This is a genomic window from Streptomyces violens, assembly GCF_000717745.1.
Classification (GTDB): Bacteria; Actinomycetota; Actinomycetes; order Streptomycetales; family Streptomycetaceae; genus Streptomyces; species Streptomyces violens.
In genome coordinates, this window is sequence record NZ_JOBH01000020.1 from 1 (window position 1) to 25,655 (window position 25,655).

17 protein-coding genes and 1 pseudogene are annotated in these 25,655 nt (G+C 71.9%); 11 read left to right on the plus strand and 7 right to left on the minus strand.

The annotated features are described in order from the left end of the window. The 7 genes from IF04_RS36195 to IF04_RS0130785 form a co-directional block, all read left to right on the plus strand. On the plus strand, positions 1 to 1,861 hold a 1,861-nt coding region (locus IF04_RS36195; protein ID WP_037961333.1), incomplete at its 5' end, for an ADP-ribosyltransferase. Between the two features lie 21 nt (positions 1,862 to 1,882). Continuing rightward, positions 1,883 to 2,278 carry a hypothetical protein gene (locus IF04_RS0130760; protein WP_030265272.1) on the plus strand — a complete coding sequence of 132 codons (396 nt, stop codon included), beginning with the start codon at positions 1,883 to 1,885 and terminating at the stop codon, positions 2,276 to 2,278. 255 nt (positions 2,279 to 2,533) lie between these two features. Continuing rightward, positions 2,534 to 2,803 (plus strand): hypothetical protein, encoded by a 270-nt coding sequence (locus IF04_RS0130765; protein ID WP_030265273.1) that lies wholly within the window; start codon positions 2,534 to 2,536, stop codon positions 2,801 to 2,803. A 219-nt stretch (positions 2,804 to 3,022) separates the two neighbouring features. Next, entirely contained in the window at positions 3,023 to 4,378 is a 1,356-nt protein-coding gene (eccD, locus tag IF04_RS0130770; RefSeq protein ID WP_030265274.1) for a type VII secretion integral membrane protein EccD, read from the plus strand. 89 nt (positions 4,379 to 4,467) lie between these two features. Next, positions 4,468 to 5,709, plus strand: a complete 1,242-nt coding sequence (locus IF04_RS0130775; RefSeq protein WP_030265275.1) for a nucleotide-binding protein — start codon at positions 4,468 to 4,470, stop codon at positions 5,707 to 5,709. A 55-nt stretch (positions 5,710 to 5,764) separates the two neighbouring features. After that, entirely contained in the window at positions 5,765 to 9,739 is a 3,975-nt protein-coding gene (locus IF04_RS0130780) for a type VII secretion protein EccC (protein WP_030265278.1), read from the plus strand. 61 nt (positions 9,740 to 9,800) lie between these two features. Further along, positions 9,801 to 11,225, plus strand: coding sequence for a DUF6177 family protein (locus IF04_RS0130785; protein ID WP_030265280.1), 1,425 nt, complete (start codon positions 9,801 to 9,803; stop codon positions 11,223 to 11,225). On the opposite strand, the gene IF04_RS0130790 is transcribed toward IF04_RS0130785, so the two are convergent. Next, positions 11,215 to 12,117, minus strand: a complete 903-nt coding sequence (locus IF04_RS0130790; protein ID WP_030265281.1) for an RNA polymerase sigma-70 factor — start codon at positions 12,115 to 12,117, stop codon at positions 11,215 to 11,217. The two genes, IF04_RS0130785 and IF04_RS0130790, sit on opposite strands and share 11 nt — an antisense overlap. An 8-nt stretch (positions 12,118 to 12,125) precedes the next feature. Continuing rightward, a complete protein-coding gene (locus IF04_RS0130795) occupies positions 12,126 to 13,202 on the minus strand; it encodes an NAD(P)/FAD-dependent oxidoreductase (RefSeq protein WP_030265283.1) in 1,077 nt (358 codons plus the stop codon). A 268-nt stretch (positions 13,203 to 13,470) separates the two neighbouring features. Between IF04_RS0130795 and IF04_RS0130800 the strand changes: the two genes are divergently transcribed. After that, complete coding sequence (locus IF04_RS0130800; RefSeq protein WP_342668230.1) at positions 13,471 to 15,720, plus strand: ATP-binding protein; 2,250 nt, start codon at positions 13,471 to 13,473, stop codon at positions 15,718 to 15,720. A 253-nt stretch (positions 15,721 to 15,973) separates the two neighbouring features. On the opposite strand, the gene IF04_RS0130805 is transcribed toward IF04_RS0130800, so the two are convergent. The 3 genes from IF04_RS0130805 to ychF all read right to left on the minus strand — a co-directional run bounded on the left by IF04_RS0130805 (position 15,974) and on the right by ychF (position 19,891). Continuing rightward, entirely contained in the window at positions 15,974 to 18,175 is a 2,202-nt protein-coding gene (locus IF04_RS0130805; RefSeq protein ID WP_245654572.1) for an ATP-binding protein, read from the minus strand. A gap of 329 nt (positions 18,176 to 18,504) precedes the next feature. After that, positions 18,505 to 18,699 carry an NUDIX domain-containing protein gene (locus IF04_RS40440; protein WP_030265287.1) on the minus strand — a complete coding sequence of 65 codons (195 nt, stop codon included), beginning with the start codon at positions 18,697 to 18,699 and terminating at the stop codon, positions 18,505 to 18,507. A gap of 103 nt (positions 18,700 to 18,802) precedes the next feature. Further along, positions 18,803 to 19,891 carry a redox-regulated ATPase YchF gene (gene ychF, locus IF04_RS0130815; RefSeq protein ID WP_030265290.1) on the minus strand — a complete coding sequence of 363 codons (1,089 nt, stop codon included), beginning with the start codon at positions 19,889 to 19,891 and terminating at the stop codon, positions 18,803 to 18,805. A gap of 449 nt (positions 19,892 to 20,340) precedes the next feature. On the opposite strand from ychF, the pseudogene IF04_RS40295 reads away from it, so the two are divergent. Continuing rightward, positions 20,341 to 20,625 (plus strand): annotated as a pseudogene (locus IF04_RS40295) (DUF6542 domain-containing protein); the annotation flags it as partial. A 67-nt stretch (positions 20,626 to 20,692) separates the two neighbouring features. On the opposite strand, the gene ppgK reads toward IF04_RS40295, so the two are convergent. Continuing rightward, positions 20,693 to 21,550 carry a polyphosphate--glucose phosphotransferase gene (ppgK, locus tag IF04_RS0130825; RefSeq protein ID WP_051831707.1) on the minus strand — a complete coding sequence of 286 codons (858 nt, stop codon included), beginning with the start codon at positions 21,548 to 21,550 and terminating at the stop codon, positions 20,693 to 20,695. A 127-nt stretch (positions 21,551 to 21,677) separates the two neighbouring features. Next, the gene (locus IF04_RS0130830) at positions 21,678 to 22,682 is read right to left on the minus strand and encodes a 4-hydroxy-3-methylbut-2-enyl diphosphate reductase (RefSeq protein WP_078601033.1); all 1,005 of its coding nucleotides are present in this window, start codon (positions 22,680 to 22,682) and stop codon (positions 21,678 to 21,680) included. Between the two features lie 194 nt (positions 22,683 to 22,876). Between IF04_RS0130830 and IF04_RS0130835 the strand changes: the two genes are divergently transcribed. Continuing rightward, complete coding sequence (locus IF04_RS0130835; RefSeq protein WP_078601019.1) at positions 22,877 to 24,328, plus strand: APC family permease; 1,452 nt, start codon at positions 22,877 to 22,879, stop codon at positions 24,326 to 24,328. Positions 24,329 to 24,416: 88 nt separating this feature from the next. After that, positions 24,417 to 25,646: an exodeoxyribonuclease VII large subunit gene (xseA, locus tag IF04_RS0130840; protein WP_063829553.1), complete on the plus strand. Its 1,230-nt coding sequence runs from the start codon at positions 24,417 to 24,419 to the stop codon at positions 25,644 to 25,646. Positions 25,647 to 25,655 lie beyond the last annotated feature (9 nt).

A 25,655-nucleotide genomic window follows, 5' to 3' on the forward strand; every position in this document is an offset into this window, starting at 1 on the left:
CAACGCCGAGGACATGAAGAACGCCAAGCTCCCCTGGGGCGACCCGGTGGAGGAGCAGCACCACTGGTACGAGGTCGGCCACTGGGTGAAGTCCTTCGTGTGGGACGGCCTGATCGTCGATGGCGTCTGGGGCACCATCAAGGGCCTGGGGACGCTGGTGGGCTTCGGCGGCTGGGACGCGATGGGCCAGGCCTGGAAGGGCCTGGCGCAGCTGGCCACCGGCCTGGCGATCTCCTCCATCCCCGGCGTGGGGGCGGCCTTTTGGACGCTGCCGGAGGACAAGCTGCCCTCCTGGCTGCGCGATTCGCGCACCGCGATGAAGGAGACCGGCAAGGCGCTGGTGGCCTGGGACGAGTGGGGCAAGAACCCGGCGCGGGCCGCGGGTGCGGTGACGTTCAACGTCGTCACCACCGTCTTCACCGGCGGCGCGGGCGGTGCGGCGGCCGGCGCGGGCAAGGCCGGCGCGGTCGCCAAGGCGCTGTCCGTGGCCGGTAAGGCGGGCAAGGTCATCGACCCGATGACGTATGTCGCCAAGGGCGCGGGCGCCCACGAGACGATCCCCGGCACGTCCGGCCTCCCCAAATCCTGGACCATCGACCAGCCGGCAATGTCGGGCGCACACGCGAGCGACACGGCACCGATGGGCAGCCACAGCGAGACACCGATCACCCCCACCGGCCCAGCGAGCCACGCCCCCGGCACCCCAGCAAGCCACTTCCCGGGCGCCCCGGCCGGCCACGTACCGGGCGAGGCGAGCACCCACGTCCCGGCCCAGCCCGGCCCGCACACACCCACCGGCCCGCACGCGCCCGGTCACGACCTGCCGCCCACTCCCGGCCACGACGCGCCGCCCACCGGCAACCCGCACACGCCCGACGCCCCGCACGGCCCGGGCCACGACGGCCCCGGCGCGCACGGGCACGACGGCTCGCACGGGCACGACGGCTCGCACGGGCACGACGGATCACCCGGTGGGCACGGCGATGACGCGGCTGGACACGGTGACGACGCGACCGGGCATGGTGACGACGCGGCGCACGCCGGTGACCACGGCGGGCAGGTGGACCCGCACGGCCTGGGCGACGATGCTCTGCACGGTGTGGACGACGCGACGGCGACCGGCCACCACGGCGGTACGGATGTGCCGGGCACCGGAGGTACGGCGGACGGCTTCACGTACCAGCCGCACGTGACGCCGGAGGAGTGGGCCCGCCTCTCGACCGCCGAGAAGCACCGGATCGCGCTCGCGGAGGTCGCCGACGGCACGGTGCCCTTCGTCAACGACACCGACGCCGTCAAGTACGGGCAGGACTACTGGAACGACTACGCGGACAACATGTCGCCGGAGCGGCGGCAGGCGGTCTGGGACTACACGGACGAGCCGAACTACAACCAGCCCGCTCCGCACCCCGAGGGCTGGGCCACGTACAAGGAGATGAACGGGTTCCTGCGCAGCGGCGACGCCTCGAAGTGGACCTCGTACGTGCAGCACAACATCGACGAGGTCGACGCGGCCCTCGCCGGCCGCACAGTGCCGGAGGACGTCATGGTGGTCCGCGGTACCGGCCTCGGCCACCTCGACCTCGACGACCCGCTCGAAATGCTGGGCAACACGTACGGGGACAAGGGCTACATGTCCACCTCCCTCGGCAACCACCCGGTGGGTGCCTTCGCGGGAGAAGAGGCCATCCTGCATCTCCGGGTCCCCAAGGGGACGCCCGCCCTCTGGGTCGAGAACGTCGGCAAGTTCGGGCAGGGCGAGCGGGAGCTGCTGCTCGGGCGGGGTGTGCAGTACCGGGTGACCCGCGTGTTCAGCGAAAATGGTCAGGTGCAGGTCTACGGCGAAGTCCTGCCCAGGTAGCAGCAGAGAGAAGGCAGAGCGATGAGCCGGGAGCGGCACGTTCCCCCGCGGACGACCGAAGCACTTCCCTTCGAGAAGGTCGACGGTCCGGCGCGGTACGCGAGGACGACGGACAAGCCCGTCCAGTACGTGACCGTCGCGGATGCCCAGGGCACCGTCCTGGGCTACGTCTGGGCGAACGACGAGGACGACGCGGCCGGCTGGCAGGTGCGCCGGGCCGGCGGTGACGAGGCGTTCAACATGGGCGCCCTGTACGTGTCCAAGCTCCGCGACGCCAAGGCCCGCGGCGCCGCCCCGACGGCGGTGCTGGCCGAGCTGATCCGCGAGTCGGACCCCGCCGGCCCCAGCCACATCGCCTCCGGAACGCCCCAGCAGGCGCCGGGCCTGCAGGACGTAAAGGACCTTGCGGGCAAGTAACCGACCGCGGCCCTGTACCGGTCCGCCACCGACGAACCGGTCAGTCGCATCAAAGGGCTTCTTGCGCTGATGCGGTTTCGGAAGTACGACGGGCCGAGGTGCGGGAATTCCCGGGCCATGGAGCTGTTTCATGATCTTTCGGGGGCTCGCCCGGTCCTGACGCCTTGACCCTGGGGTGTACTGCTTACTCGCGCATGCCATATGTTCCAGGGACCAGCGCGACCCACAGGACCGACACAACGGACGACGAGACGTATGGCACGGGATTACGACAGCCAGCTTCTGGAGTCGGTGGCGGTGCGCCGGCGCAGGATGCGGGATGCGCTGCTGTTCGGCACGCAGCGGGCGCGGCGAACGGCGGACGAGCGGATCGGCAAGATGTTCGCCGGCATCGCCATCGCCGCCGTGCTCTGCGCGGGCTGCGTCGGATGGTCCTTCCTCCAGCACACGCTGGCGCAGCAGAAGGCCGAGCAGGAGAAACAGCAGCGGCAGGTACAGCAGTACGAACAGCCGGCGAAGCAGTAGGAAGTAGTAGGAAGCAGTAGAACGAATCGGGGGATCCGGGGAAAGCGGGATGAGTGGGGAGGTTGTCGGGGATTTCGCACCGATAACTCGGGGGGATAAAGGGGGAATTCGGCGCATGGGCGGCGGAATTCCACGCATAAGGGAATGGGCAGGGCACCAGTAACATGGGAACGCCGTACAGGCCCGAGTCCTCAACGTCGCGACGATAGGTTCCCGTAAGTGGTGAGCACAGCAACGACATCCCGGGCGCAACTCAGCCGGGTGACCTTGGTCGGCGAGCGACGCCGGGCCGACATCGTCCTGCCCTCCGACACCCCGATAGGGCAGCTGCTGCCGGACATCCTGCAGCTGCTGGACGACCGGGCCGCGTCGCGGCCGATGACCCGGCAGCTGATCACGTCGGACGGGTCCGCGCTGCCGCACGACAGCACGCTGTCGTCGGCGGAGATCGCGGACGGCGCCGTGCTCCGGCTCGTCCGGGCCCACTCCGCGCCGCCGGCCCCCGTCGTGCACGACGTCACCGACCTGGTCGCCGACGACCTGGACCTGCAGGCATGGCGCTGGCGGCCCGCCGCGCGCCGGGTCAGCGCCGGCGTGGCGACGGTCGCCTTCGCGCTGGTCGCCGCGCTGCTCGCGCGCCGTGAGTTCGCGCTCGACGCGCTCGTGGGCGTACTGGTCGCCGTCACGCTCGTGCTCCTCGCGGCCGGCGCGCTCGTCGCGAAGATCGGGCAGGGCAACCGCGGGCTCGCCACGGCGCTGCTGCTCGCCTCCGGCGGCCTCGGCATCCTCACCGCCTGGACCGCCGCCGACGCCTACGACTGGTCGGGGACCACGCGGCTGGCCGCGGTCGGCGGCGCGCTCGTCGTGACGCTGGCGCTCCTCGGGTACTTCTCGCCGCTCGGCCGCGGCGGGCTCATCGGCGCCGCGGCCACCGCCGGGATCGCCGTCGCGTGGGAGGCGGTCGCGGCCCTCCAGGACGACCCGGTGCGGCTCGGTGCCGTAATGGCCGTCTGCTCCGTGATCCTGCTCGGGCTGCTGCCGCGGCTCGCCCTGATGGCCTCCGGGCTCACCGCGCTCGACGACCGCCGCTCCGGCGGCTCGTCCGTCAGCCGCCACCAGGTGGGCAACGCGCTCGCGGCCACCCACCGCGGCCTCGCCCTCGCGACGATCGTCACCGCGGCCTCCGCCGTGGCGGGCGGCTGGCTGCTCACCACGGCCGCGACGCCGACCGTGTGGACCGTGACGCTGCCCGCGCTCGTGGCCCTCGTACTGCTCTCCAGGGCGCGCGCCTTCCCGCTGGTGGCCGAGGTCGTGGCGCTGTTCGCCGCGGCGGCGGTCCTCGTCGTGCGGCTGGTCGTGGTGTGGCTGGACCACGCCGGGAGCGCCGGACCGTTCGTCGTACTGTGCGCGGCCGCGGTGCTGCCGCTGCTCGTACTGGCGGTGCAGCCGCCCGAGCACGTACAGGTCCGGCTGCGGCGCGTGGCCGACCTGGTCGAATCCATCGGCGTGATCGGGCTCTTCCCGCTCGCGGTGGGGGCGTTCGGCGTGTACGGACAGCTGCTCAACAAGTTCTGATGCTCCACACGCTCAACACGCTCAATAAGTTCTGAGTTCGACGCGCAGGCGCTCCGGGCGGGGCAGCAGGGCGGAAAAGAAGGGCTGACATGCCGAACGGAGACAACTGGCAGGGCGATGTGCTGCGTGACCTGCGGGGCGGGTCCGCCCCGCAGGGCGGAGCCACGCCCCAGCAGAACGCGCCGCAGCAGGCCGCGCAACAGCAGAGCGCACCCCAGCCGGGCGCGCAGCCGCAGCCGCAGCCGCCCGCCGGCCCGCAGCCGTACCAGCAGACACCCCAGCCCCAGCAGGCACCTCAGTACGAACAGACCCAGCAGTACCAACAGGTACCCCAGTACCAGCAGGCGCCTCAGTACCAGCAGCAGGTCCCGGCCCAGGCCGGCTACGCGCCCGGCGCTCACCCCCACCGCACCCCCGACTCCCGCCCCGTAGTGGACAAGGGCCTCGCCCGGACCGAGCGCAAGCCGCGGCACGGCGAGTCCTTCGCTGCCCGCGCCACCCGCAATCTGCGCCGTACCGTCTCCTCCTCCGCCGCGCGCGAGGTCGCCGAGACGACCGCCACCGCCGAGGTGCTCCAGCAGCCCGTGACCACCGGCCGGCAGATCGCCGTGACCTCCATCCGGGGCGGCTCGGGCAAGTCGACGGTCGCGGCGCTGCTCGGCACGGCGTACGCGCACTACCGGCAGGATCCGGTGCTGTTCGTCGAGGCCGACCCGTCGCTCGGCTCGCTGCCGCTGCGGCTCGGCGCCGAGACGCTGCGCTGGACCACCGGCGACCTCGCGGGCATCGTCGAGCCGCAGATGTCGCTGCTGGACGTCACCGGGTACCTCGTCCAGCTCCCCAACAACGCCTGGCTGCTGCCCGGCAGCCAGGGGCAGATCGGCGCGATGCTGGAGACCAGGGCGTACGAGCGGGTGATGGTCTCGCTGCGCCGGTACTTCGGCGTCACGGTCGTGGACTGCGAGACGCTGCCCGCCGAGGTCGCCCGCGTGGCGCTCTCCGCCGCCCAGGCCCGCGTCCTGACCGCGCCCGCCACCCTGGAGGGCATCACGAGCACGTACTCGGTGCTCCAGTGGATGCAGGGGCTGCCGCCGCACGTGATCGCCGGCACGGTCGTCGTCCTCACCGAGCTCGTGCCGCACGGCGGCCTGGATCTCGAAGAGGCGGTCAAGAAGCTGCAGTCCACCGGAGCCACCGTCCGGACCCTGCCGTACGACCGGCACCTGGCGGCCGGCGGCGCGATCCGTACCGAACTCCTCGCGCACTCCACCAGGGAAGCCGCCACCCGCATCGCCGCGGACGCGTTCCGGCTCTCCCAGCAGCGCCACTGAACCCCATAGCGCCACTGATCCCCATGCCGAGCCCGACCGTGAGTGACGGACGCCGATGAGTACCCGACTGATCCACCGCCCGGCCAGGACCGCGCGGCCCCAGGCCGCACCCGAGGCACGCGTCATCGAGGCCCCGCCCAACCTCCCCGAGGGCAAGTCGGGCAACGTCGCGATGTCGCTGCTGCCCGTCGCGGGCGTCCTGTCGTCCGTCGTGATGATGACGGTCGTGCGCAACAGCCAGTTCGCCGGGCTCGGCGCGATCATCGTCGTCGTCACCCTCATCGGCACCCTCGGCCTCGCCTTCTCGCAGCGCGGCAAGGCCCAGCGCACCCGCCGCACCCAGCGCGAGGCGTACCTCGCCTACCTGGAGGATCTGCGCGAGGAGCTGTCCCGCGAGGAGCGCGAGCGGCGCGAGCAGGCCGATGTGCTGAACCCGCCGCCGGACGCGCTGTACGACATCGTGCGCGACCCGGCGCGGCTGTGGGAGCGCCGCCGGCTGGACGGGGACTTCCTGCGGGTGCGCGTCGGCACGGGTGAGATGCCGGTACGCGATCTGACGGTCGCCCAGCAGGGCTCGTCCGTCCTCACGCCGCCCGACCGCTTCATGCTCAACGAGGCGTCGGCGCTGATGGACCGCTTCCGCACCGGTACCGAACTCCCGCTCACCGTCCCGCTCGACCGGGTCGGCAACATCAGCGTCGTCGGCCCGCGCGAGGACTGCCTGCGCGTCGCCCGCGCCCTGCTCGTACAGACCGCGGCCACCCACGCGCCCGACGATGTGGCGATGGCGCTGGCGGTACCGGGCGACCGGCTCCCCGAGTGGGAGTGGGCCAAGTGGATGCCGCACCTGCTCGACACCGAGCAGTTCGACGGCCCGGTGGCGGCCCGCCGGATCGCCCCCTCGGCGCCCCAGCTCGCCCGGCAGATCGGCCCCGAGCTGCGCCGCCGCGCCTCGTACGCGGCCGAGGTGCGCCGCGGCCTGTCCAACCGGGACGCGCTCGCCATGACCTCCCGGCTGCTCGTGGTGTCCGACGGGCACGGCGAGGACGCCGTGGATCTGCCGCGCCCGGACGACGCGGTGGGCCTGCGCGACATGGGCGTCACCGTCCTGCACCTGCTGGAGCAGCGGGTCCAGGAGCCGGGGCAGGTCAGCGTGCGGATCACCGTGAACGGTGACCAGGTCGTCATCGAGGACCTGCGCGAGCAGGAGCCGATCAGCGCGCACGGCACGGTGGACGAGGTCAGCGTCCCGTTCGCCGAGGGCCTGGCGCGGATGCTCGCGCCGATGCGGCTGTCCGCCGAGTCGCTCGTGGACGCCCCGCTGTCCGGTCCCGTCGACTTCGCCGAGCTGCTCGGCATAGACGACGTGGCGCAGCTGGATCTGTCGCGGCTGTGGGCGCCGCGCGGCGAGCGTGCCTTCCTCCGTGTGCCGATCGGCATCAGCGACTCCCGCGAGCCGGTGCTGCTGGACCTCAAGGAATCCTCCGAGCTGGGCATGGGCCCGCACGGCCTGTGCGTCGGCGCGACCGGTTCCGGCAAGTCGGAGCTGCTGCGTACGCTCGTACTGGCGCTGGTCGCCACGCATCCGCCGGAGGATCTGGCGCTGGTACTGGTCGACTACAAGGGCGGTGCGACCTTCGCGCCGTTCGCGGACCTGCCGCACGTCGCCGGTGTCATCACCAACCTGGAGAACCAGGCGGGCCTGGTCGAGCGCGTGCACGCCTCGCTGGCCGGCGAGGTCAAGCGCCGCCAGCAGGTGCTCAAGGACGCGGGCAACGTCGCCGACATCGGTGACTACGCCACGCTGCGCGCCGAGAAGCGCCCCGACCTGGACCCGCTGCCGCACCTCTTCGTCGTCATCGACGAGTTCGGCGAACTGCTCACCGCCAAGCCGGACTTCATCGACCTGTTCCTGTCCATCGGCCGCATCGGCCGCTCCATCGGCGTACACCTGCTGCTCTCCAGCCAGCGCATCGAGGGCGGCAAGCTCAAGGGCCTGGACACCTACCTTTCGTACCGGCTCGGCCTGCGCACCTTCTCCGCCGACGAGTCCCGTACGGTCCTGGACACCACGGACGCCTTCCATCTCCCGCCGCTGCCCGGCTTCGGTTACCTGAAGGTCGACACCAGCCACTACGAGCGCTTCAAGGCGAGCTACGTCTCCGGCGCCTACCGCGGCCCCGTGCAGCGCGCCGAGGACGAGGACACCGGTCCGCTGGCCCTGGAGTACGAGGCGTACAACACCCTCGCCGAGCCGGACACCTCCGCCGAGCAGCAGCCGCAGATGCGCCGCCGCGAGACCGGCCCGACCGAGATGGGCGTCATGGTCGGCCAGCTGGAGGGCGCCGCCGACCCGGTACGCCGCATCTGGCTGCCGCCGCTGCCCGCCGCCATCGCCCTGGACAAGGCCGCGGGCCCGGTGGAGGTGGGCGCGCGCGGCATGCAACTGGCCGCCCGCCGCGGCCCATTGCAGATCCCGCTCGGCCTCCTCGACGACCCGACCAAGCAGTGGCAGGGCCAGTACGTCCTGGACCTCACGGTCGCCGGCGGCCACGCCGCGATCATCGGCGGCCCCGCCTCCGGCAAGACCACCCTGCTGCGCACCCTCGCCCTCTCGGTCGCGCTGACCCACACGCCCCAGGAAGTCGGCATCTACGGCCTGGACCTGGTCGGCGGCGGCCTCCAGGCGCTGTCGGGCCTGCCGCACGTGGGCGGTGTCGCGGGCCGCGCCGACCGCGAACGCGCGGGCCGCACGGTCGAAGAAGTACGCAACATGCTGGCCCTGCGCGAAGAACTCTTCCGCCAGCACGGCATCGACTCCGTCGACCAGCTCCGCACGCTGCACGCGGCGGGCCGCCTCCCGCAGCTCGCCTCCGCCGAGATCGTCCTCGTCATCGACGGCTTCGGCGCGCTGCGCGACGACTTCGAGGAGCTGGACGAGGCCGTCGTCGACATCCTCAAGCGGGGCAGCGGTTACGGCATCCACGTCGTCGCCGGCATGACCCGCTGGAACGACGTCCGCATCGCCACGCAGTCGCACTTCGGCACCCGCGTCGAGCTGCGGCTGAACGACCCCAGCGAGTCCAGCATCGACCGCAAGCTCGCCGAGACCCTCTCCCCCGACGAGCCCGGCCGCGTCCTGACCGACGGCAAGCTCTTCGCGCAGATCGCGCTGCCGCGCACGGACGGCATGACCGACACCTCGGAGCTGGGCGCGGTCCTGGAGCGTACGACCCGTACGGTCCGCGCCACGTGGAGCGGCGAGGTGGCCCAGCCGGTACGCGTCCTGCCGCGCGTCCTGGAGCCGCACCTGCTCCCGGGCCCGGCCACCGAGCCCCAGCGCGTACCGATCGGCCTGGACCAGACGGCCCTGGCCCCCGTCCTCCTCGATCTCTTCGAGCACGACCAGCACCTGCTGATCCTGGGCGACAGCGAGTGCGGCAAGACCAACCTCCTCAAGACCGTCTCCCAGGGCCTCATCGAGCGCTACGGCGAGGACGACCTGGTCTTCGCGGTCATGGACCCGCGGCGCGGGCTGCGCGGCGCGATCCCCGAGGAGTTCCGCGGCGGCTACGCATACAACCCCAAGATGTGCGCGGGCCTCGCCCACGGCGTCGCCTCGCAGCTCGAGAAGCGGCTGCCGGGCGACGGTACGGACGTCGAGGACCTGGAGCCCGGGAGCTGGGGCGGCGGCCCGCGGATCGTCGTCCTCGTCGACGACTACGACGTGCTGACGACGGCCGGCCAGTCCCCCCTCGAACCCTTCCTCCCGTACATCCCCTCCGCGGCGGACATCGGACTCCACTTCGTCCTCACCCGCCGCGTCGCGGGTGCCTCGCGCGGCATGTACGAGCCGCTGATGCTGAGCCTGCGCGAGTCGGGCGCCTCGGCGCTCCTGATGTCGGGCGACCGCAGCGAGGGCCAGCTCTTCCCCGGTACGTACGCCTCGCTGCAGCCGCCGGGGCGTGGGGTGTTCATGCAGCGGGGCCGGCCGAACCGGCTGATCCAGACGGTGTACACGGAGGGGTAACGCCCCTTCCCACGACCACCACTACGACTACGACGCCTACGACCAGGAACCGGACGGCCACATGACCAAGGACGTCATCGCCCTCACCCAGAAGATGCCGGACCCGCTGACCGTGCTCGCGGGCCTGCTCTCCGGCGGCCCCGACAAGCTGGTCGGGACGGCGGGCGAGGACGCCGTCGTGCAGCTCTGCGACGCCGAGGGCCGCCCCCTCGTCTCCGTCGAGGCCCCGGTCCTCGTACAGGTCGAGGGCGAGGCCGAGCGGCTGCTCGGGGCCACGCCGCCGCCCGTCCCCTTCTGGTGGACGGAGGCCCGCGCCACCACCGGCGTCGCGGAGGCCGAGCGGCTCGCGGGCACCTTCTCCGCGCGGCTGGCCTCCCTGTCCGGCGGCTCCGCCTGGCCGCCGGAGGCCGCGCGCTCGCTGGCCGTCGTGGAGACCGACGGAGTGAGCGTCGCGCCCACGCCCGCGGCCGCCCAGCCCGCCGTCGACGTGCTCACCGACAAGGTCGCCGTCATCATCCAGGACCGCCCGGTGGTCGCCATGACGGCCTGGCTCGCGGACGCGTTCCGGGCCGCCGCCAACGCCGAACTGGGCCTCCAGATCGTCACCAACCCGGGCGCCACTCTCTCCCCCGCCGTACGCAACAGCCTCCCCGGCTGGCCGTCCCGCTGGGTCGTGCAGGACGAACGGGACGGCTACTACGACGGGCTGTCCGGCGCCGTACTCCGCTTCCAGAACGGCCTGTTCGCCCCGATCGAGGGACCGGGCGCCACCCCGGCGGACGCCCGTACTCCCCTCGCCGCCACCTTCCAGGAGGTCACCGACACCGGCGAACGCCAGCTGGCCGTCTCCTTCCGTACCGTCCACCCCGCCGACGACCGCCTCGTGCTCGGCGGCGCCCTGGAATCGGTGTGGCGCGAGCTCACCGGCGAACCCCCGGCCGGCTGGGGCACCGCCGAACCCGCCAACCTCCCCTGGTCGCTGCGCGGCCTCACCGACCTGGCCCACGACCGCGCCCCCGACCCGACCTGGCTCGTGGTCGTCGGCAGCCCGGCCCGCCCCGGCCTGGCCACGGTCCGCATCAACCGCACCACGGCCGGCATCGAGGAGGACATCACCCTCGCCTTCGGCTACGGCCCCGACGAGGACCTGCCGCTGGACGCCCTCCCGCGCGCGGCAGAGGTACTGGCCACCCGCCACCACCTCCAGTCCATGCTGGTCCAGCTCCGCAAGGCCCGCCGCGACCTGGCCGTCCCGCCCCGCTTCGAGGGCCCCGGCGTCCCCCTGGCCTTCGTCCTCGGGGCCGAAGAGGTCCGCGAAATGCCCGGCGACCGAGCCCGCAACACCCCCCTCTCCGAGCCCCCCGTCCAGCTCGGCCCGAAGACCCGCCCGGCCCTCTACTACCCCCTCCCCGGCGACCCGTCCGACCTCTCGGGCTGGCAGGACTTCGAACGGCTGATGCGGCATCTGAAGGGCGTCACACCTTGATCGCCGCGAGCTTCTCCGGGTTGCGGACACAGTAGATGGCCGTCACGACACCACCGCGGATCTCGATCGAGGTCACCTGATCGAGTTTGCCGTCGATGAGCACCACGACCGATTGCATCCCGTTGTAGGCACCGACGCGCACGTCGAGTTCGCCCAGGCGGGCGCCCTTGGCCAGCAGCCCGAGCAGCAGCCTGGCCACCTTGTCGGGCCCGACCACCGGGCGCCGCACCGCGTTCACGACCCCGCCGCCGTCGGACAGGAACACCACATCGGGCGCGAGCAGGTCCATGAGGCCCTGTACGTCCCCGGTAGCGGCCGCCGCCAGGAACCGCTCGGCGATCGGCTGGGCCTCGGCGGGAGAGGCGACCGCGGTGTGCCGCCTCGCCCGCACGCTGCTGCGGGCCCGCTGATTCAACTGCCGCACCGCCGCCTCGGACTTGCCCACCGCCGCAGCGATCTCCGCGTACTCGAACCCGAACACCTCACGCAACACGAACACCGCACGCTGACTGGGCGTCAGCGCCTCCAGGACCAGCAGCATCGCGGTGGTCACGGCCTCACCGGTGAGTACATGGTCGATGCCGTCCGGTGCGTCGCCGACGGCGTCGGTCATCAGCGGCTCGGGCAGCCACGGCCCCACGTACTGCTCCCGGCGGCGTACGGCCGACCGCAGCACGCCGAGCGCCTGCCGGGTCACGATCTGCGCCAGATAGGCCCGCGCGTTCTCCACCGAGGCGCGGTCCACCGACCGCCACCGCAGGTAGCTGTCCTGCAACACGTCCTCGGCGTCGGCCACGGACCCGAGGATCTCGTAGGCGATGGAGAACAGCAGGGGCCGGTGCTTCGTGAACTCGTCCGCAGGGTCCGGCTGTTCGGTGGCCGCTTGATCCATCCGTTCGGTCACTTCGGGCCTCGCAGCCAGGCGTACGTGGCGGTCCGGGCGCCGTACTTCGCGTAGCGGCAGATCCGCTCCTTGACCACGCTCGCGGTACGCCCGGCGAGGTAGAACCGCCGTACGGTGTCGTCCCTGCGGCTGGCCTGCAGTACCCCATCGCGCCGGCCCAAGCTCAACGCCTGCCCGACGTACCCCATGGAGTAAGGCTCGGGCTCACGACCTTGCATCACCCGCGCCAGCGTATCCGCCGCGTGTGCACCCTGCGGCAGTGCCGTCGCGCAGGCCGCCCGAGCCCCGGGAACCGCCGCACAGTCACCGACAACGAAGATCCGCGGATCGCTCACACTCCGCAAATACTCATCGACCACCGCCCGCCCGTCCCCCTCCACCTCGAGCCCACTGCGAGCGGCCAGGTCGGGCACGCTCCCGATGACCGCCCACAGCGTGAGGTCGGAGGCAACCGACGACCCCGACCGCAGACGCACCTCCCCGGGATCGATCCGCTCGACGGAGTCCTCAACGACCTCCACGCCCAAGCGATCGAGGCCGGCGCGCACACGCTCCCGCGCCCCCGCCGACAGACTCGCGGCGATCGTCGGCCCCACGATCCGCACGCGGAGGTCGGGCCGGCCGTAGGCGATCTCGGCTGCGGTCTCGATCCCCGTCAGCCCGCCCCCGATGACGGTGACCACCTTCCCCCTGGCCAGCCCGGCCAGCGCGCCCCGAGCCTCCTCCGCCCCCTCCCAGGTCCCCACCGCGACGGTCCCCGGCAGCGGCGCGACCGTACTGCCCACCGCAAGCACCAGATGGTCGAAGTCGACACTCCCCCCGTCGTCGAGAGTGACCTGCCCGTCGCCGATCTTGTCGACGACGCCCACCCGCACGTCGACCCCTTCCCTCAGCATCGACGCCAACGGGGTCGCCGCGACCCCGGTCCCGGCAACCTGCTCATGCAGCCGCACCCGCTCCACAAACTCCGGCCGGGGATTGACCACCGTAATCTCCGCAGCCTTCACCTTCCCGGCCACCCGATTGGCCGCAAGCACCCCCGCGTACCCGGCCCCCACCACCACGACCCTCATGTGCACCTCCTGTTGCGGAATCAGTCCACACACGGGATGCGGCTCAGCTCGCGCTTGTGACGGGCATGCCGAGTGACCTGCATCACTCCCGACAGGTCACATGGAGGCCGTCCTCTCGGCCGGGTCGCCTTCCCCCGTTCGCCCTCGAGGGCCGCCGCGAGCGGCGTAGCTTGGGCAGTCCTGGCCGGCTGGTAGGGGCGGTCGCGAAACCCTGCGGGGCGATATGGCACAGGCTTTCAGCCGGCGTAGAGGTGAACTCCCTGCTGAGGTGACCGGCTTCGTCGGACGCGAGAATGAACTCGCCCGCGTACGGGAGATGTTGGTCGACGCACGGTTGGTGACGCTCACGGGCCCCGGTGGCGTGGGCAAGACGCGGATCGCGTTGCGCGCCGCGGCCGCCGCCGAGGGAGACTTCCCCGACGGTCTGTGCCTGGCCGAGCTGACCGCCCTGCGCGACCCGGAACTGCTCCCGCACACCCTCTGTACGCTCCTGGGTCTGCCGAGCCAGACGGCCGAAGCGCCACTGGACCTCATCATCGACCACCTCCAGAGCCGCCGCAGGCTGATCATTCTGGACACGTGCGAGCACCTGGTCGACGCCTGCGCGATGTTCGCGGACGTGGTGCTCGGCGAGGCGCCCGGCGTGACCGTGCTCGCCACCAGCCGGCAGCCGCTGGACGTGCCCGGCGAGCACACTTTCCCCGTACCGGCGCTCCCTCTCGACGCGGCCGTCGAGCTGTTCGTACAACGCGCCGCGGTCGTGGCGCCCGGCTTCGCCGTCACCGACGCCAACCGCTGCGAGATCGAGGCGCTGTGCCGGCGCCTGGACGGCATTCCCCTCGCGATCGAGCTGGCGACCGTACGGCTGCGCGCGCTCAGCCTGGGCCAGCTGGTCGCCCTGCTGGAGGACCGCTTCCGGGTGCTGACGGGTGGCCGGCGCTCCGCCCTGCCGCGCCACCAGACGCTCCGTACGGCCATCGACTGGAGCCACGACCTGTGTACATATGCCGAACGGCTCCTGTGGGCGCGGCTGTCGGTCTTCGCGGGCTCCTTCGACCTGCCCGCCGTGGAGCGGGTCTGCGCGGGCGGCGCGCTGCCCGCCGACTGTGTGGTCGAGACGCTGATCGGCCTGGTCGACAAGTCCGTGGTGGTCCGGATCGACGAGCCCGACCAGGAGGATCCCCGTTACCGGCTGCTCGACACGCTCCGCGAGTACGGCGCCGACCGGCTCCCGGAGCGGGGCGAGGAGGGCGCCTGCCGCAAGCGGCACCTGGACCACTACCGCGCACTGGCCGAGCGCCTGGAGGACTACTGGTGCACCAGTGACCAGGTCGAGCTGTTCCGGACGGTGGACCGCGAGCATGCCAACATACGGGCCGCGCTCGAATTCGCCTGCCTGCGGCCGGGAGCCGAACGGGAGGCGCTGGCCTTCGCGATCGCGCTCGGACACTACTGGTGCTTCGGATCGTATTTCAGCGAGGGGCGCCGTTTGCTGATCCGGTGCCTGGGGCAGGTGCCCGAGCCGGTGGCGGAACGGGCGGACGGGCTGAGCCTGCTGTGCTATTACGCCCTCCGCCAGGCCGACCCGGAAGCGGCGCTGGTCGCAATCCAGGAGTCCCGTGCCGTCGCCGAGCGGCTCGGCGACGAATGCCGGCTGGCCTGCGCCGCCCGGTACCTGGGATGGCACGGCCTGATCACGGGGGAAGTGGCCGGCGCCGTCGCCCATTACGAGGAGGCCCGCGAGCGGTACCAGCGCCTCGGCGACCGTCCTGGTCTGACGCAGGCCCTGACGGAGTACGGCATCCTGCACGCCATCGGCGGGGACCCCAAGAGGGCGCTGACGCTCGCCGACGAGACCCTGGACCTCCTCGCCGGGCAACCGGGCGAGTGCTGGCTCCGCGGCTATGCGTTCATCACTCAGGGCCTCGCGTACTGGCGCGGCGAGGACATCGCGGCGGCCTCTCCCGTCATGCGGGCGGCGGTCCGGCAGAAGTACCGGATGGGGGACAAGGACGGGGTGATCGCCTGCCTGGCCATCCTGACCTGGCTCGCCGCCGCTCAGGGGCGGCACGCCCGCGCGGCCTGGCTGACAGGGGCGGCCGAGGCAATGGGGGAGGATCTGGCGGCCTGCCTGATCCGGTCACCGAACCTGACCGGCGCCTACGACCAGGCGCGGGCCGAGGCCCACCAGGTGCTGGGCGCGGCCTGCTTCGAGCGGCTGCACCGCCGCGGCGCCGAGCTGCCCGTACGGGAGGCCGTCGACCTGGCCGAGACGGACGCCGACAGCCTGGACGCGCGGGCCCTCCGCGCTGCCGAGCCACGCCCGGCCGACGGACTGACCCGCCGCGAACGCGAGGTCGCGGACCTCGTGGGGAAGGGCCTGTCCAACCGGGAGATCGCCGAGCACCTAGTCATCTCCAAACGCACCGCCGACGCCCACCTGGAACACATCCTCGGCAAACTCGGCTGCTCCTCCCGAGCAGAAATCGCCCCGACACTCGCGAGCGACCACACCTAGAAGACCGATGAAGCTGCGGCGCTGCTCCGGCCTGGAACCAAAAGCTGCCTGCCCCGCTCCACCGCGGGTCGGACGGCCTTTTGCTCACGTGGATCAGACGTTGAAGCGGAACGTTTGGTGGCCGATCCCGACCTGCGGCGGAGGGCCGCCTGCGCTGCTGACCTGCACTTTCGTGGTTGACGTGCGACGGGGCGCGACGGCCGATTACGGACGTCTTGCGGACTGGTGCGGGGTGGTCCACGTGCTCGGCCAGCTAGTTGTGGCCGTCGCCGAGGGCTGGGGCGATCTCCGAGCGGGAGCTGCAGCCGAGCTTGCCCAGGATGTGTTCCAGGTGGGCGTCGACGGTGCGCTTGGAGATGACGAGCCGCTCGGCGATCTCGCGGTTGGACAGCCCCTCCCTCACGAGGGCCGCGACCTCGCGCTCCCGCCGCGTCAGCCCCTGGGCCGGGGGCGGGTCGGCATCGCAGAACGCCCCCGCGTCCGGGCGCTCGGCGTCCGCCTCTGCGAGGTCGACGGCCTCCCGTACGGACAGCTCGGCGCCGCGACGGCGCAGCCGCTCAAAGGATGCCTCGCCCAGCTCCTTGGCGGCCTCGGCCCGCGCGCGGTCGTAGGCGCTGGTCAGGCTCGGGATCCTGAGCAAGGTGGCAGGTACGTCCTCGCCCAGCTCTTCGGCCGTCCCCACCAGCCAGGCCGCGCGGTCGTACCGTCGCTGACCGGCGGCCAGCCAGGCCAGGGCGGCCAGGCAGGCGACCGTCCCGTCCTTGTCGGCCATCCGGTACTTGAGCCGGATCGCCTTCCGCATGACCGGCGAGGCCGCCGCGAGATCTCCGCCACGCCAGTACGCGATGCCCTGAGCGACGAACGCATAGCCGCGGAGCCAGCACTCGCCCGGATGCTCGGCGAGGAGGTCCAGGAGCTCGTCGGTGAGTTTCAGGCCCCGGTGGCGGTCCCCACCGATGGAGTGCATCATGCCGTGCTCCGCCAGGGCCTGCGTCAGGCCGGAGCGGTCGTCGACACGCCGGAACCGTTCGCGGCCCTCTTCGAAGTAGGCCATGGCAGCGGGCACGTCGCCGCTGATGAAGCGTTGGTATCCCAGGTAGTGGGCGGAGTAGGCCAGCAGGCGCTCGTCGGCGAGCCGCTCGGCGATGGAACGGGACTCCTGGGCGCCGGCCAGCGCCGGGCCCCGATCGGCCTGCCGAAGGGCGTCGTAGCACAGCAGGTTCAGCGCCTCCGCCCGCTCTGCCACCGGCTCGGGCACCCGCTCCAGACACCGCGTCAGCCAGCGGCGTCCCTCGCTGAAATACGATCCGCAGGCCCAGTAATGTCCGCACGCGATCGCGAAGGCCAACGCCTCCCGCTCGGCTTCCGGGCACAGGCAGGCGTATTCGAGGGCGGCCCGTAGGTTGGCGCGCTCGCGGTCCACCGACCGGAACAGCTCGACCTGTTCGCTGGTGCACCAGCGGTCCTCCAGGCGCTGGGCCAGCGCGCGGTAGTGGTTCAGGTGCCGCTCCCGGCAAGCGACCTCCTCGCCCAGCTCGGCGAGCCAGTCGGCGCCGTATTCGCGGATCGTGTCGAGCAGACGGTAGCGGGGATCCCGCTGGCCGGGGATGTCGATCCGGGTCACCACGGACTTGTCGACCAGGCCGATGAGGGTCTCGACCACTTCGTCGGCTGACAGCGTGCCGCCCGCACACACCTGCTCCACGGCGGGCAGGTCGAAGGAGCCGGCGAAGACCGACAGTCGCGCCCACAGCAGCCGTTCGATGTCCGTGCACAGCTCATGGCTCCAGCCGATGGTCGTGCGCAGCGTCTGGTGGCGTGGCAGTGCGGCGCGCCGCCCGCCGGTCAGCACCCGGAAATGGGCCTCCAGCCGGGTGATCAGCTGGCCCAGGCTGATCGCCCGCAGCCGTACGGTCGCCAGCTCGATCGCGAGCGGGATGCCGTCCAGGCGCCGGCACAGGGCCTCGATCTCGGGACGGTTGCCGTCGGTGAGGGTGAAGCCGGGGACCACGGCCATGGCGCGCTGCACAAACAGCTCGACGGCCGTATCCACGGGGAGCGCCGGTACGGGGAAGGTGTGCTCGCCGGGCACGTCCAGGGGCTGGCGGCTGGTGGCGAGCACGGTCACGCCGGGTGCCTCGCCGAGCACCACGTCCGCGAACATCGCGCAGGCGTCGACCAGGTGCTCGCAGGTGTCCAGGATCAGCAGCAACCGCTTGCCCTGGAGGTGGTCGATGAGGACGTCCAGCGGGGGGTCGGCCGTCTGGGTCGGCAGGCCCAGGAGCGTACACAGGGTGTGCGGCAGCAATTCCGGGTCGCGCAAGGCGGTCAGCTCGGCCAGGCACAGGCCGTCGGGGAAGTCCTCCCTGACGGCGGCCGCAGCGCGCAGCGCCAGCCGCGTCTTGCCGACGCCGCCAGGACCGGTGAGCGTGACCATCCGGGCGTCGTCCAGCATCCTTCCTACGTCGGCGAGTTCCTCGGTGCGACCGACGAATCCGGTCGTCTCGGCGGGGAGTTCGACTCCGCACCGACCGAAAACCCGTGCCATGTTGCCCCGCCCGGTCTCGTGGCCACCCAACCCGGCCTGCCAAGGCCACTCACGGTACGCCGGTCACCGCGGCCCGCGCGGGCGAAGAACGAACTCGACTGTGGGAACACCACAACCGGTCGCCTTGGATCTCGCCGCGGCGGCCGACACCTTCGACGCTGTGACCAGGCTTCGGAGGTTCGGAAGCAGGCAGTCAAGTACCAGGACAGGCGCGTCCGCGCCCACCACCACCCGAATTACTCAAGGTCGCTCAGCCGGTGCTCTTGGTGGCCTCGTCCAGCAGCAGGTACAACAGGCCCACCAGCGAGCCGGGGTTTCATCGAGTCGACCCGCCAGCCGGTCTCCTCCTCGACCTCTCGGGCGGCATCCTGTTCCGGGCTCTCGTCCGCCTCGATGAGGCCCATGGGAAACTCCCAGCCCCAGGCGGCCATCAGGCTGCTTCGTTGCTGCGACAGGAGGCCTCGGGCGGTACACGGACCACAAAGGCCGCCCGCCCCGCTCCACCGCAGGTCGGACGGCCTTTCGCTGGGCGGATCAGACGTTGAAGCGGAACTCCACCACGTCGCCGTCCTGCATGACGTAGTCCTTGCCTTCCATGCGGGCCTTGCCCGCCGAGCGGGCGTCGGCGACGGAGCCGCACTCGACCAGGTCTTCGAAGGAGATGACCTCGGCCTTGATAAAGCCCTTTTGGAAGTCGGTGTGGATGACGCCGGCGGCCTCGGGGGCGGTGGCGTTCTTCTTGATCGTCCAGGCGCGGGATTCCTTGGGGCCGGCCGTGAGGTAGGTCTGCAGGCCGAGGGTGCGGAAGCCGACGTGGGCGAGGGTCGCCAGGCCCGGCTCCTCCTGGCCGACGGACTGGAGGAGCTCCAGGGCCTCGTCCTCGTCCAGCTCGGCGAGGTCGGCCTCCAGCTTGGCGTTGAGGAAGATCGCCTCGGCGGGGGCGACGAGCGCGCGCTGCTCGTTCTTGAAGTCCTCGTCGGTCAGCTCGTCCTCGTCGACGTTGAAGACGTAGAGGAAGGGCTTGGTGGTGAGGAGGTGGAGGTCGTGGAGGAGCTCCTCGTTGCCCGAGCCCTGGACGATGCCGGCGGAGAAGAGGGTGCGGCCCTCCTCCAGGATGGCCTTGGCCTCTTCGACGGCCTTGACCTTGGGGGCCACGTCCTTCTTGATGCGCGATTCCTTCTGGAGGCGCGGGAGGACCTTTTCGATGGTCTGGAGGTCGGCGAGGATCAGCTCGGTGTTGATCGTCTCGATGTCGTCCTTGGGCGAGACCTTGCCGTCGACGTGTACGACGTTCTCGTCCTTGAAGGCGCGGATGACCTGGCAGATCGCGTCGGACTCACGGATGTTCGCGAGGAACTTGTTGCCCAGGCCCTCGCCCTCGGAGGCGCCGCGCACGATGCCGGCGATGTCGACGAAGTCGACGGTGGCCGGGAGGATCTTCTCGGACGAGAAGATCTCGGCGAGCTTGGCCAGGCGGGGGTCGGGGACGCCCACGACGCCGACGTTCGGCTCGATGGTGGCGAACGGGTAGTTGGCCGCCAGTACGTCGTTCTTGGTCAGGGCGTTGAACATGGTCGACTTGCCGACATTCGGCAGACCGACGATTCCGATCGTGAGCGACACGTTGGCGACTCGACTTCCGACGGGAGGTGGGGTGGGCGGGCAGCGGCCCGGGTGGGCCGATCCACCAGTCTACGGGGAGGGGCGGGCGGCCGGTGCGCTCCGGTCCGGGGGCTGCCGGGTGCCCCGTACGTACCCGTCTCCGTACCGCTTCCGTACCCCCGACCGGCGCCATCGTCGTGGAATCCGAGGTCATCGTCGGGGAAAGCGCGTGTCCTACGGGCTATTAATCCCACTTAGCGGCCTACCGTTGGCGAGTGGAGCAACACGAAGCGCGCGCACCTCAGCACAGTCCGCCCCGGTCCGGGCGGCCGCCCGCGGCCCGCGGCGGCCGGTCCGCCGCGCATGCCCCCGCGCCGGCCGCCGGTCCCGCCATCGCCGAGACCTCGACCGTCTACCGGGCGGGCGCCCGCCGCGTGCTGCCGGGCCCGCTCGCCGCGCTGGCCCGCAGGGTGCCGGCGCCGAAGCTGACCGGGCTGGGCTGTGCGCTGCTGACCACCCTCGCACTGCTGGTCCTGGCCTGCCTGGACCGGCTGCTGGCGGGCGGCTCGCCGGCCGTGTACGGCGTCGGCTTCGTGCTGGCGGGGGCCGCCGGAGCGCTGTGGGTACGCCCGTACGACCTGGTCGTCGCGCCCGTCACGCTGCCGATCGCGTACACCGTCGGCAGCCTGCCCGTCGCGCGCGGCGGGGACGGCGCGGGCAGCCTGCTGATGGGCGTCTTCACGCTGCTCGCGGTCAACGCGGGCTGGCTCTACCTCGGCACGGCCCTCAGCGTGCTGATCGTCGGCGTACGGAAGGGCCTGCTCATCCTCCGGCGGCGCGCGCAGCGTCACGAGGTCCACCGGGGCGGGGGTCGGCGGCCCCGAGACCGGCGTCCTGACCAGGGGCGGGAGCGGCAGCAGCCGGGTGGGAAGCCCGCCGGGCGGCCATTGCGGCCCCCACGATCCCCGCGTTGTTCTGAAGCTGCGCAGGCACGATCTCGGCCCTGACGCCCTCGATCAGCGGCAGGAACTTGTGGGCCTTGCGGCTCACCCCGCCGCCGATCACGAACAGCTCGGGCGTGAAGAGCATCTCGACGTGCCGGAGGTACTTCTGCAGCCGGGGCGCCCATTCGTGCCAGCTCAGGTCCTCCTCGTCCTTGACCCGGGTCGAGGCGCGGGTCTCGGCGTCGTGACCGTCCAGTTCGAGGTGGCCGAGCTCGGTGTTGGCGACGAGCTGCCCGTCGGTGAACACGGCGCTGCCGATGCCGGTGCCCAGGGTCAGCATGATGACCGTGCCCATCCGGCCGCGGGCCGCCCCGAAGTGCATCTCGGCGAGCCCGGCCGCGTCCGCGTCGTTCAGTACCGTGACCTCGCAGCCGCCGGCCTCGCCGCCGAGCCGGGAGGTCAGCAGGGAGACGGCGTCGGTGCCGATCCAGGACTTGTGGACATTGGCCGCCGAACGGGTCACCCCGCCCATGACCACCCCCGGGAACGTCGCCCCCACCGGCCCCGACCAGCCGAAGTGCTCGACGACCTGCCGGACGCCGTCGGCGACCGCTTCCGGGGTGGCCGGGTGCGGGGTGAGCACCTTGAAGCGCTCCTCCGCGAGCTCGCCGCGTTCCAGGTCCACAGGGGCGCCCTTGATGCCCGAACCGCCGATGTCCACGCCGAATACGTTCATGGGGAAAGGCTAGGCGGGGAGGGGCCGGTTCACCCCTCAAATGCACCCCTTCATCCCCCTCGAATGCCCCCTCAAAAGGCGAACCGGCCGGTCGTCCGCAGACGAACCGGCCGGTGTGCCTGTCGGGTCACTCCCCGGCGGACTCGCCGTCCGTCGCCGCCTTGGCCTCCGCGCGCAGGTCGCGGCGGAGCTCCTTGGGCAGCGAGAAGTGGATGGACTCGGTGGCGGCGGTGACGGTCTCCACGTCCTCGTAGCCGCGCTGCGCCAGCCACTCCAGTACGCCCTCGACCAGGACCTCCGGGACGGAGGCGCCGGAGGTGACGCCGACCGTGCCGACGCCTTCCAGCCAGGCCTCGTCGATCTCGTCGGCGCCGTCGACCAGGTGCGCGTCCTTGGCGCCGGCGCCCAGCGCGACCTCGACCAGGCGGACGGAGTTGGAGGAGTTCTTGGAGCCGACGACGATCACGAGGTCGGAGTCGGCGCCCATCTGTTTCACGGCCGTCTGGCGGTTCTGCGTGGCGTAGCAGATGTCGTCGCTGGGCGGGGAGAGGAGGTTGGGGTAGCGGCCCTTGAGGGCGTCGACCGTCTCCATGGTCTCGTCGACCGACAGGGTGGTCTGGGAGAGCCAGACGACCTTGTCCGGGTCGCGGACCTCGACGTTCTGCACGTCGTCCGGGCCGTCGACCAGGGTGATGTGGTCGGGGGCCTCGCCGCTGGTGCCGATGACCTCTTCATGGCCCTCGTGGCCGATCAGGAGGATGTCGTAGTCCTCCTTGGCGTAGCGGACGGCTTCCTTGTGGACCTTGGTGACCAGCGGGCAGGTGGCGTCGATAGTGGCGAGCTTGCCGCGCTTGGCCTCGTCGTGGACGACCGGCGCGACGCCGTGCGCGGAGAAGATGACGATGTTGCCCGGGGGCACTTCCTCCGTCTCTTCGACGAAGATCGCACCCTTCTTCTCCAGCGTCTTGACCACGTATTTGTTGTGGACGATCTCGTGACGTACGTAGACGGGCGCGCCGTACTGCTGCAGGGCCTGCTCGACGGCGATGACGGCTCGGTCCACGCCGGCGCAGTATCCACGGGGGGCGGCGAGGAGGACGCGGCGGGAAGTCGGGGTGGTCATGGTCCCCATCGTACGGGTCGGGCCGGCGGCGAACGGAAGGCATGGCCAGGGGTCGGAACACAGCGCATCCAGGGCGGATGCCGGTACGGACTCAGGGCGGATACCGGTACGGCAGGGCGGCTTGCCCGAAGCGGCGGTACGGCCGACGATCATGTGAGGCCGTCGATCGCCGGCGGCCCGTTCGTACTGCAGAGGTGTCCGCCATGTCCCCAACGGCCGAGCCGCAGCCCCCGTCCGGCGGCGCTCCCGACCCCGACGGCTCCCCGGGCACCGCCGGCGCCGCCGGCGCCACCCTGGCCGCCGGCGCCCGGCTGAAGCGGTCCCTGTCCTTCCGGGACCTGATCGTCTACGGCCTGCTCTTCATCGCCCCGATGGCGCCGGTCGGCATCTTCGGGACGCTGCAGGCCAAGTCGCACGGCGCGATCACCCTCGTGTACGTCGTCGCGACGATCGCGATGGCCTTCACGGCGTACTCGTACGCGCAGATGGTGCGGGTCGCGCCACAGGCCGGCTCGGTCTACACGTATGCCCGGGTCGGTCTGGGCGAGGGCGCGGGGTTCGTCGCCGGCTGGATGGCGGCGCTGGACTACCTGCTGATCCCGGCGGTGGCGTACCTCTTCTCCGGGATCGCGCTGCACTCCCTGGTGCCGTCGGTGCACCAGTGGATCTGGACGGCGGTCGCGGTCGTCGTGACCACGCTGCTGAACCTGTGGGGCGTACGGACCGCGGCCGTCGTCGGCTTCCTGGTGCTGGCGATGGAGATCGCGGTGCTGGTGGTCTTCGTCGTGGCGGCGGTGTGGGTGCTGGCGACGGACGGCGCGCAGCGCGGCTGGACGGTGCCGCTCACGGGTGAGGGCGGCTTCTCGATGACCGCGGTACTGGCGGCGGTGTCGGTGGCGGTGCTGTCGTACCTGGGCTTCGACGCGATCGCCGCGTTCGCCGAGGAGGCGTCCGGGGGCGGGCAGCGGGTGGCGCGGGCGGTGCTGACCTGCCTGGTGGTGGCGGGCGTGCTGTTCGCCCTGCAGACGTACCTGGCCGCGCTGCTCGCGCCGATGTCGGCGGCCGAGCTGGCGGCGAAGCCGGCCGAGCAGGGCGACGCCTTCTACGCGACGGCGAACGCGGCGGCCGGCGAGTGGCTGCAGAAGCTGGTCGCGGCGAGCAAGGCGATCGGCGCGGCGTTCGCGGCGCTGGCCGGGCAGGCGGCGGCCGGCCGGCTGCTCTTCGCGATGGCCCGGGACCGGCGGCTGCCGGGGGCGATGGCGAAGGTGGACGCGGGGAGCGGGGTACCGCGCCGGGCGCTGCTGGGCGCGGCGGTGGTCACGCTCGTCGCGGCCGTGTGGGCGGCGCGCCGGGACGACGGCCTGGACCATCTGTCCTCGATCGTGAACGTCGGCGCGCTGACCGCCTTCGGGCTGCTGCACGCCTCGGTGATCGGCTACTTCTGGCTCCGCAAGCGGGCCGCGGCACGGGGCGTACTGGCCCACGTGATCATCCCGCTGCTGGGCCTGGCGGTGGTCGTCGCGGTGATCGTCGAGGCGTCCCCGACGGCCCAGGTGGTGGGCGGGGCCTGGCTGGTGGTGGGGTTGGTGGTGCTGGCTGCGCAGTACGCGAGGCGCGGGAAGTCCGGCGGAAAAACCAGCCCGTCCGGCGCTTGAGGACCGGGGGTCCGGGGGCAGCGCCCCCGTGCGACGGCGCCGCACCCGGCACGCCCCCACTGTCGGACCCCGCCGATACCCTCGGCACATGGCTCTACAGACGTCCGCAGAGACCCCCATCCCGGTGGGCGAGGTATCCCGCCTGATCGGCGGGTGGATCGACCGGCTCGGCGCGGTGTGGGTCGAGGGGCAGATCACCCAGCTCTCGCGGCGGCCCGGCGCGGGCGTCGTCTTCATGACGCTGCGCGACCCGTCGCACGACATCTCGGTGAGCGTGACGTGTTACCGCCAGGTCTTCGACAAGGTCGCGGACGTGATCAGCGAGGGCGCCCGGGTCGTGGTGCACGCGAAGCCGGAGTGGTACGCGCCGCGCGGCCAGCTCTCGCTGCGGGCCGCCGAGATCAAGCCGGTCGGCGTCGGCGAGCTGCTGGCGCGGCTGGAGATGCTGAAGAAGGCGCTGGCCGCCGAGGGGCTGTTCGCGGCGGAGCGCAAGCGCCCGCTGCCGTTCCTGCCGCAGCTGATCGGGCTGGTCTGCGGCCGGGCGAGCGCGGCCGAGCGGGACGTTCTGGAGAACGCCCGGCACCGCTGGCCCGCCGTCCGCTTCGAGGTGCGGAACGTCGCGGTGCAGGGGGTGCATGCCGTACCGCAGGTCATCGAGGCGGTGCGGGAGCTGGACGCCCGGCCGGACGTGGACGTGATCATCGTGGCGCGGGGCGGCGGCAGCGTGGAGGACCTGCTGCCGTTCTCGGACGAGCAGCTCGTACGGACCGTGGGCCAGGCGCGTACGCCCGTCGTGTCGGCGATCGGGCACGAGCCGGACAGCCCGCTGCTGGACCTGGTCGCCGACCTGCGCGCCTCGACGCCGACGGACGCGGCGAAGAAGGTCGTACCGGACGTGGGCGAGGAGCTGGTCCGCATCCAGCACCTCCGGGAGCGCGCGCTGCGCTCGGTCACCGGCTTCCTGGACCGCGAGGAGCGCGGCCTCGCGGGCGCGCTGAACCGGCCGTGCATACGGGAGCCGCACCGCATGGTGGAGGCCCGCGAGGAGCAGGTCACCGCCCTGCTGGAGCGCGGCCGGCGCACGCTGGGCCATCTGCTGGACCGGGCCGACTCCGAGCTGTCGCACACCCTCGCGCGGGTGGTGGCGCTCTCCCCCAAGGCGACGCTGGAGCGCGGCTACGCGGTACTGCAGCGCTCCGACGGCAGCGCGGTCCGCGCGCCGGAGGAGGTCGGCGCGGACGAGGAGCTGCGCGCCCGGGTGGCCGAGGGCGATTTCACGGTCCGGCGCGTGGACGGCGCTGTCACACCCCCCGCTTAGGCTGGGGCG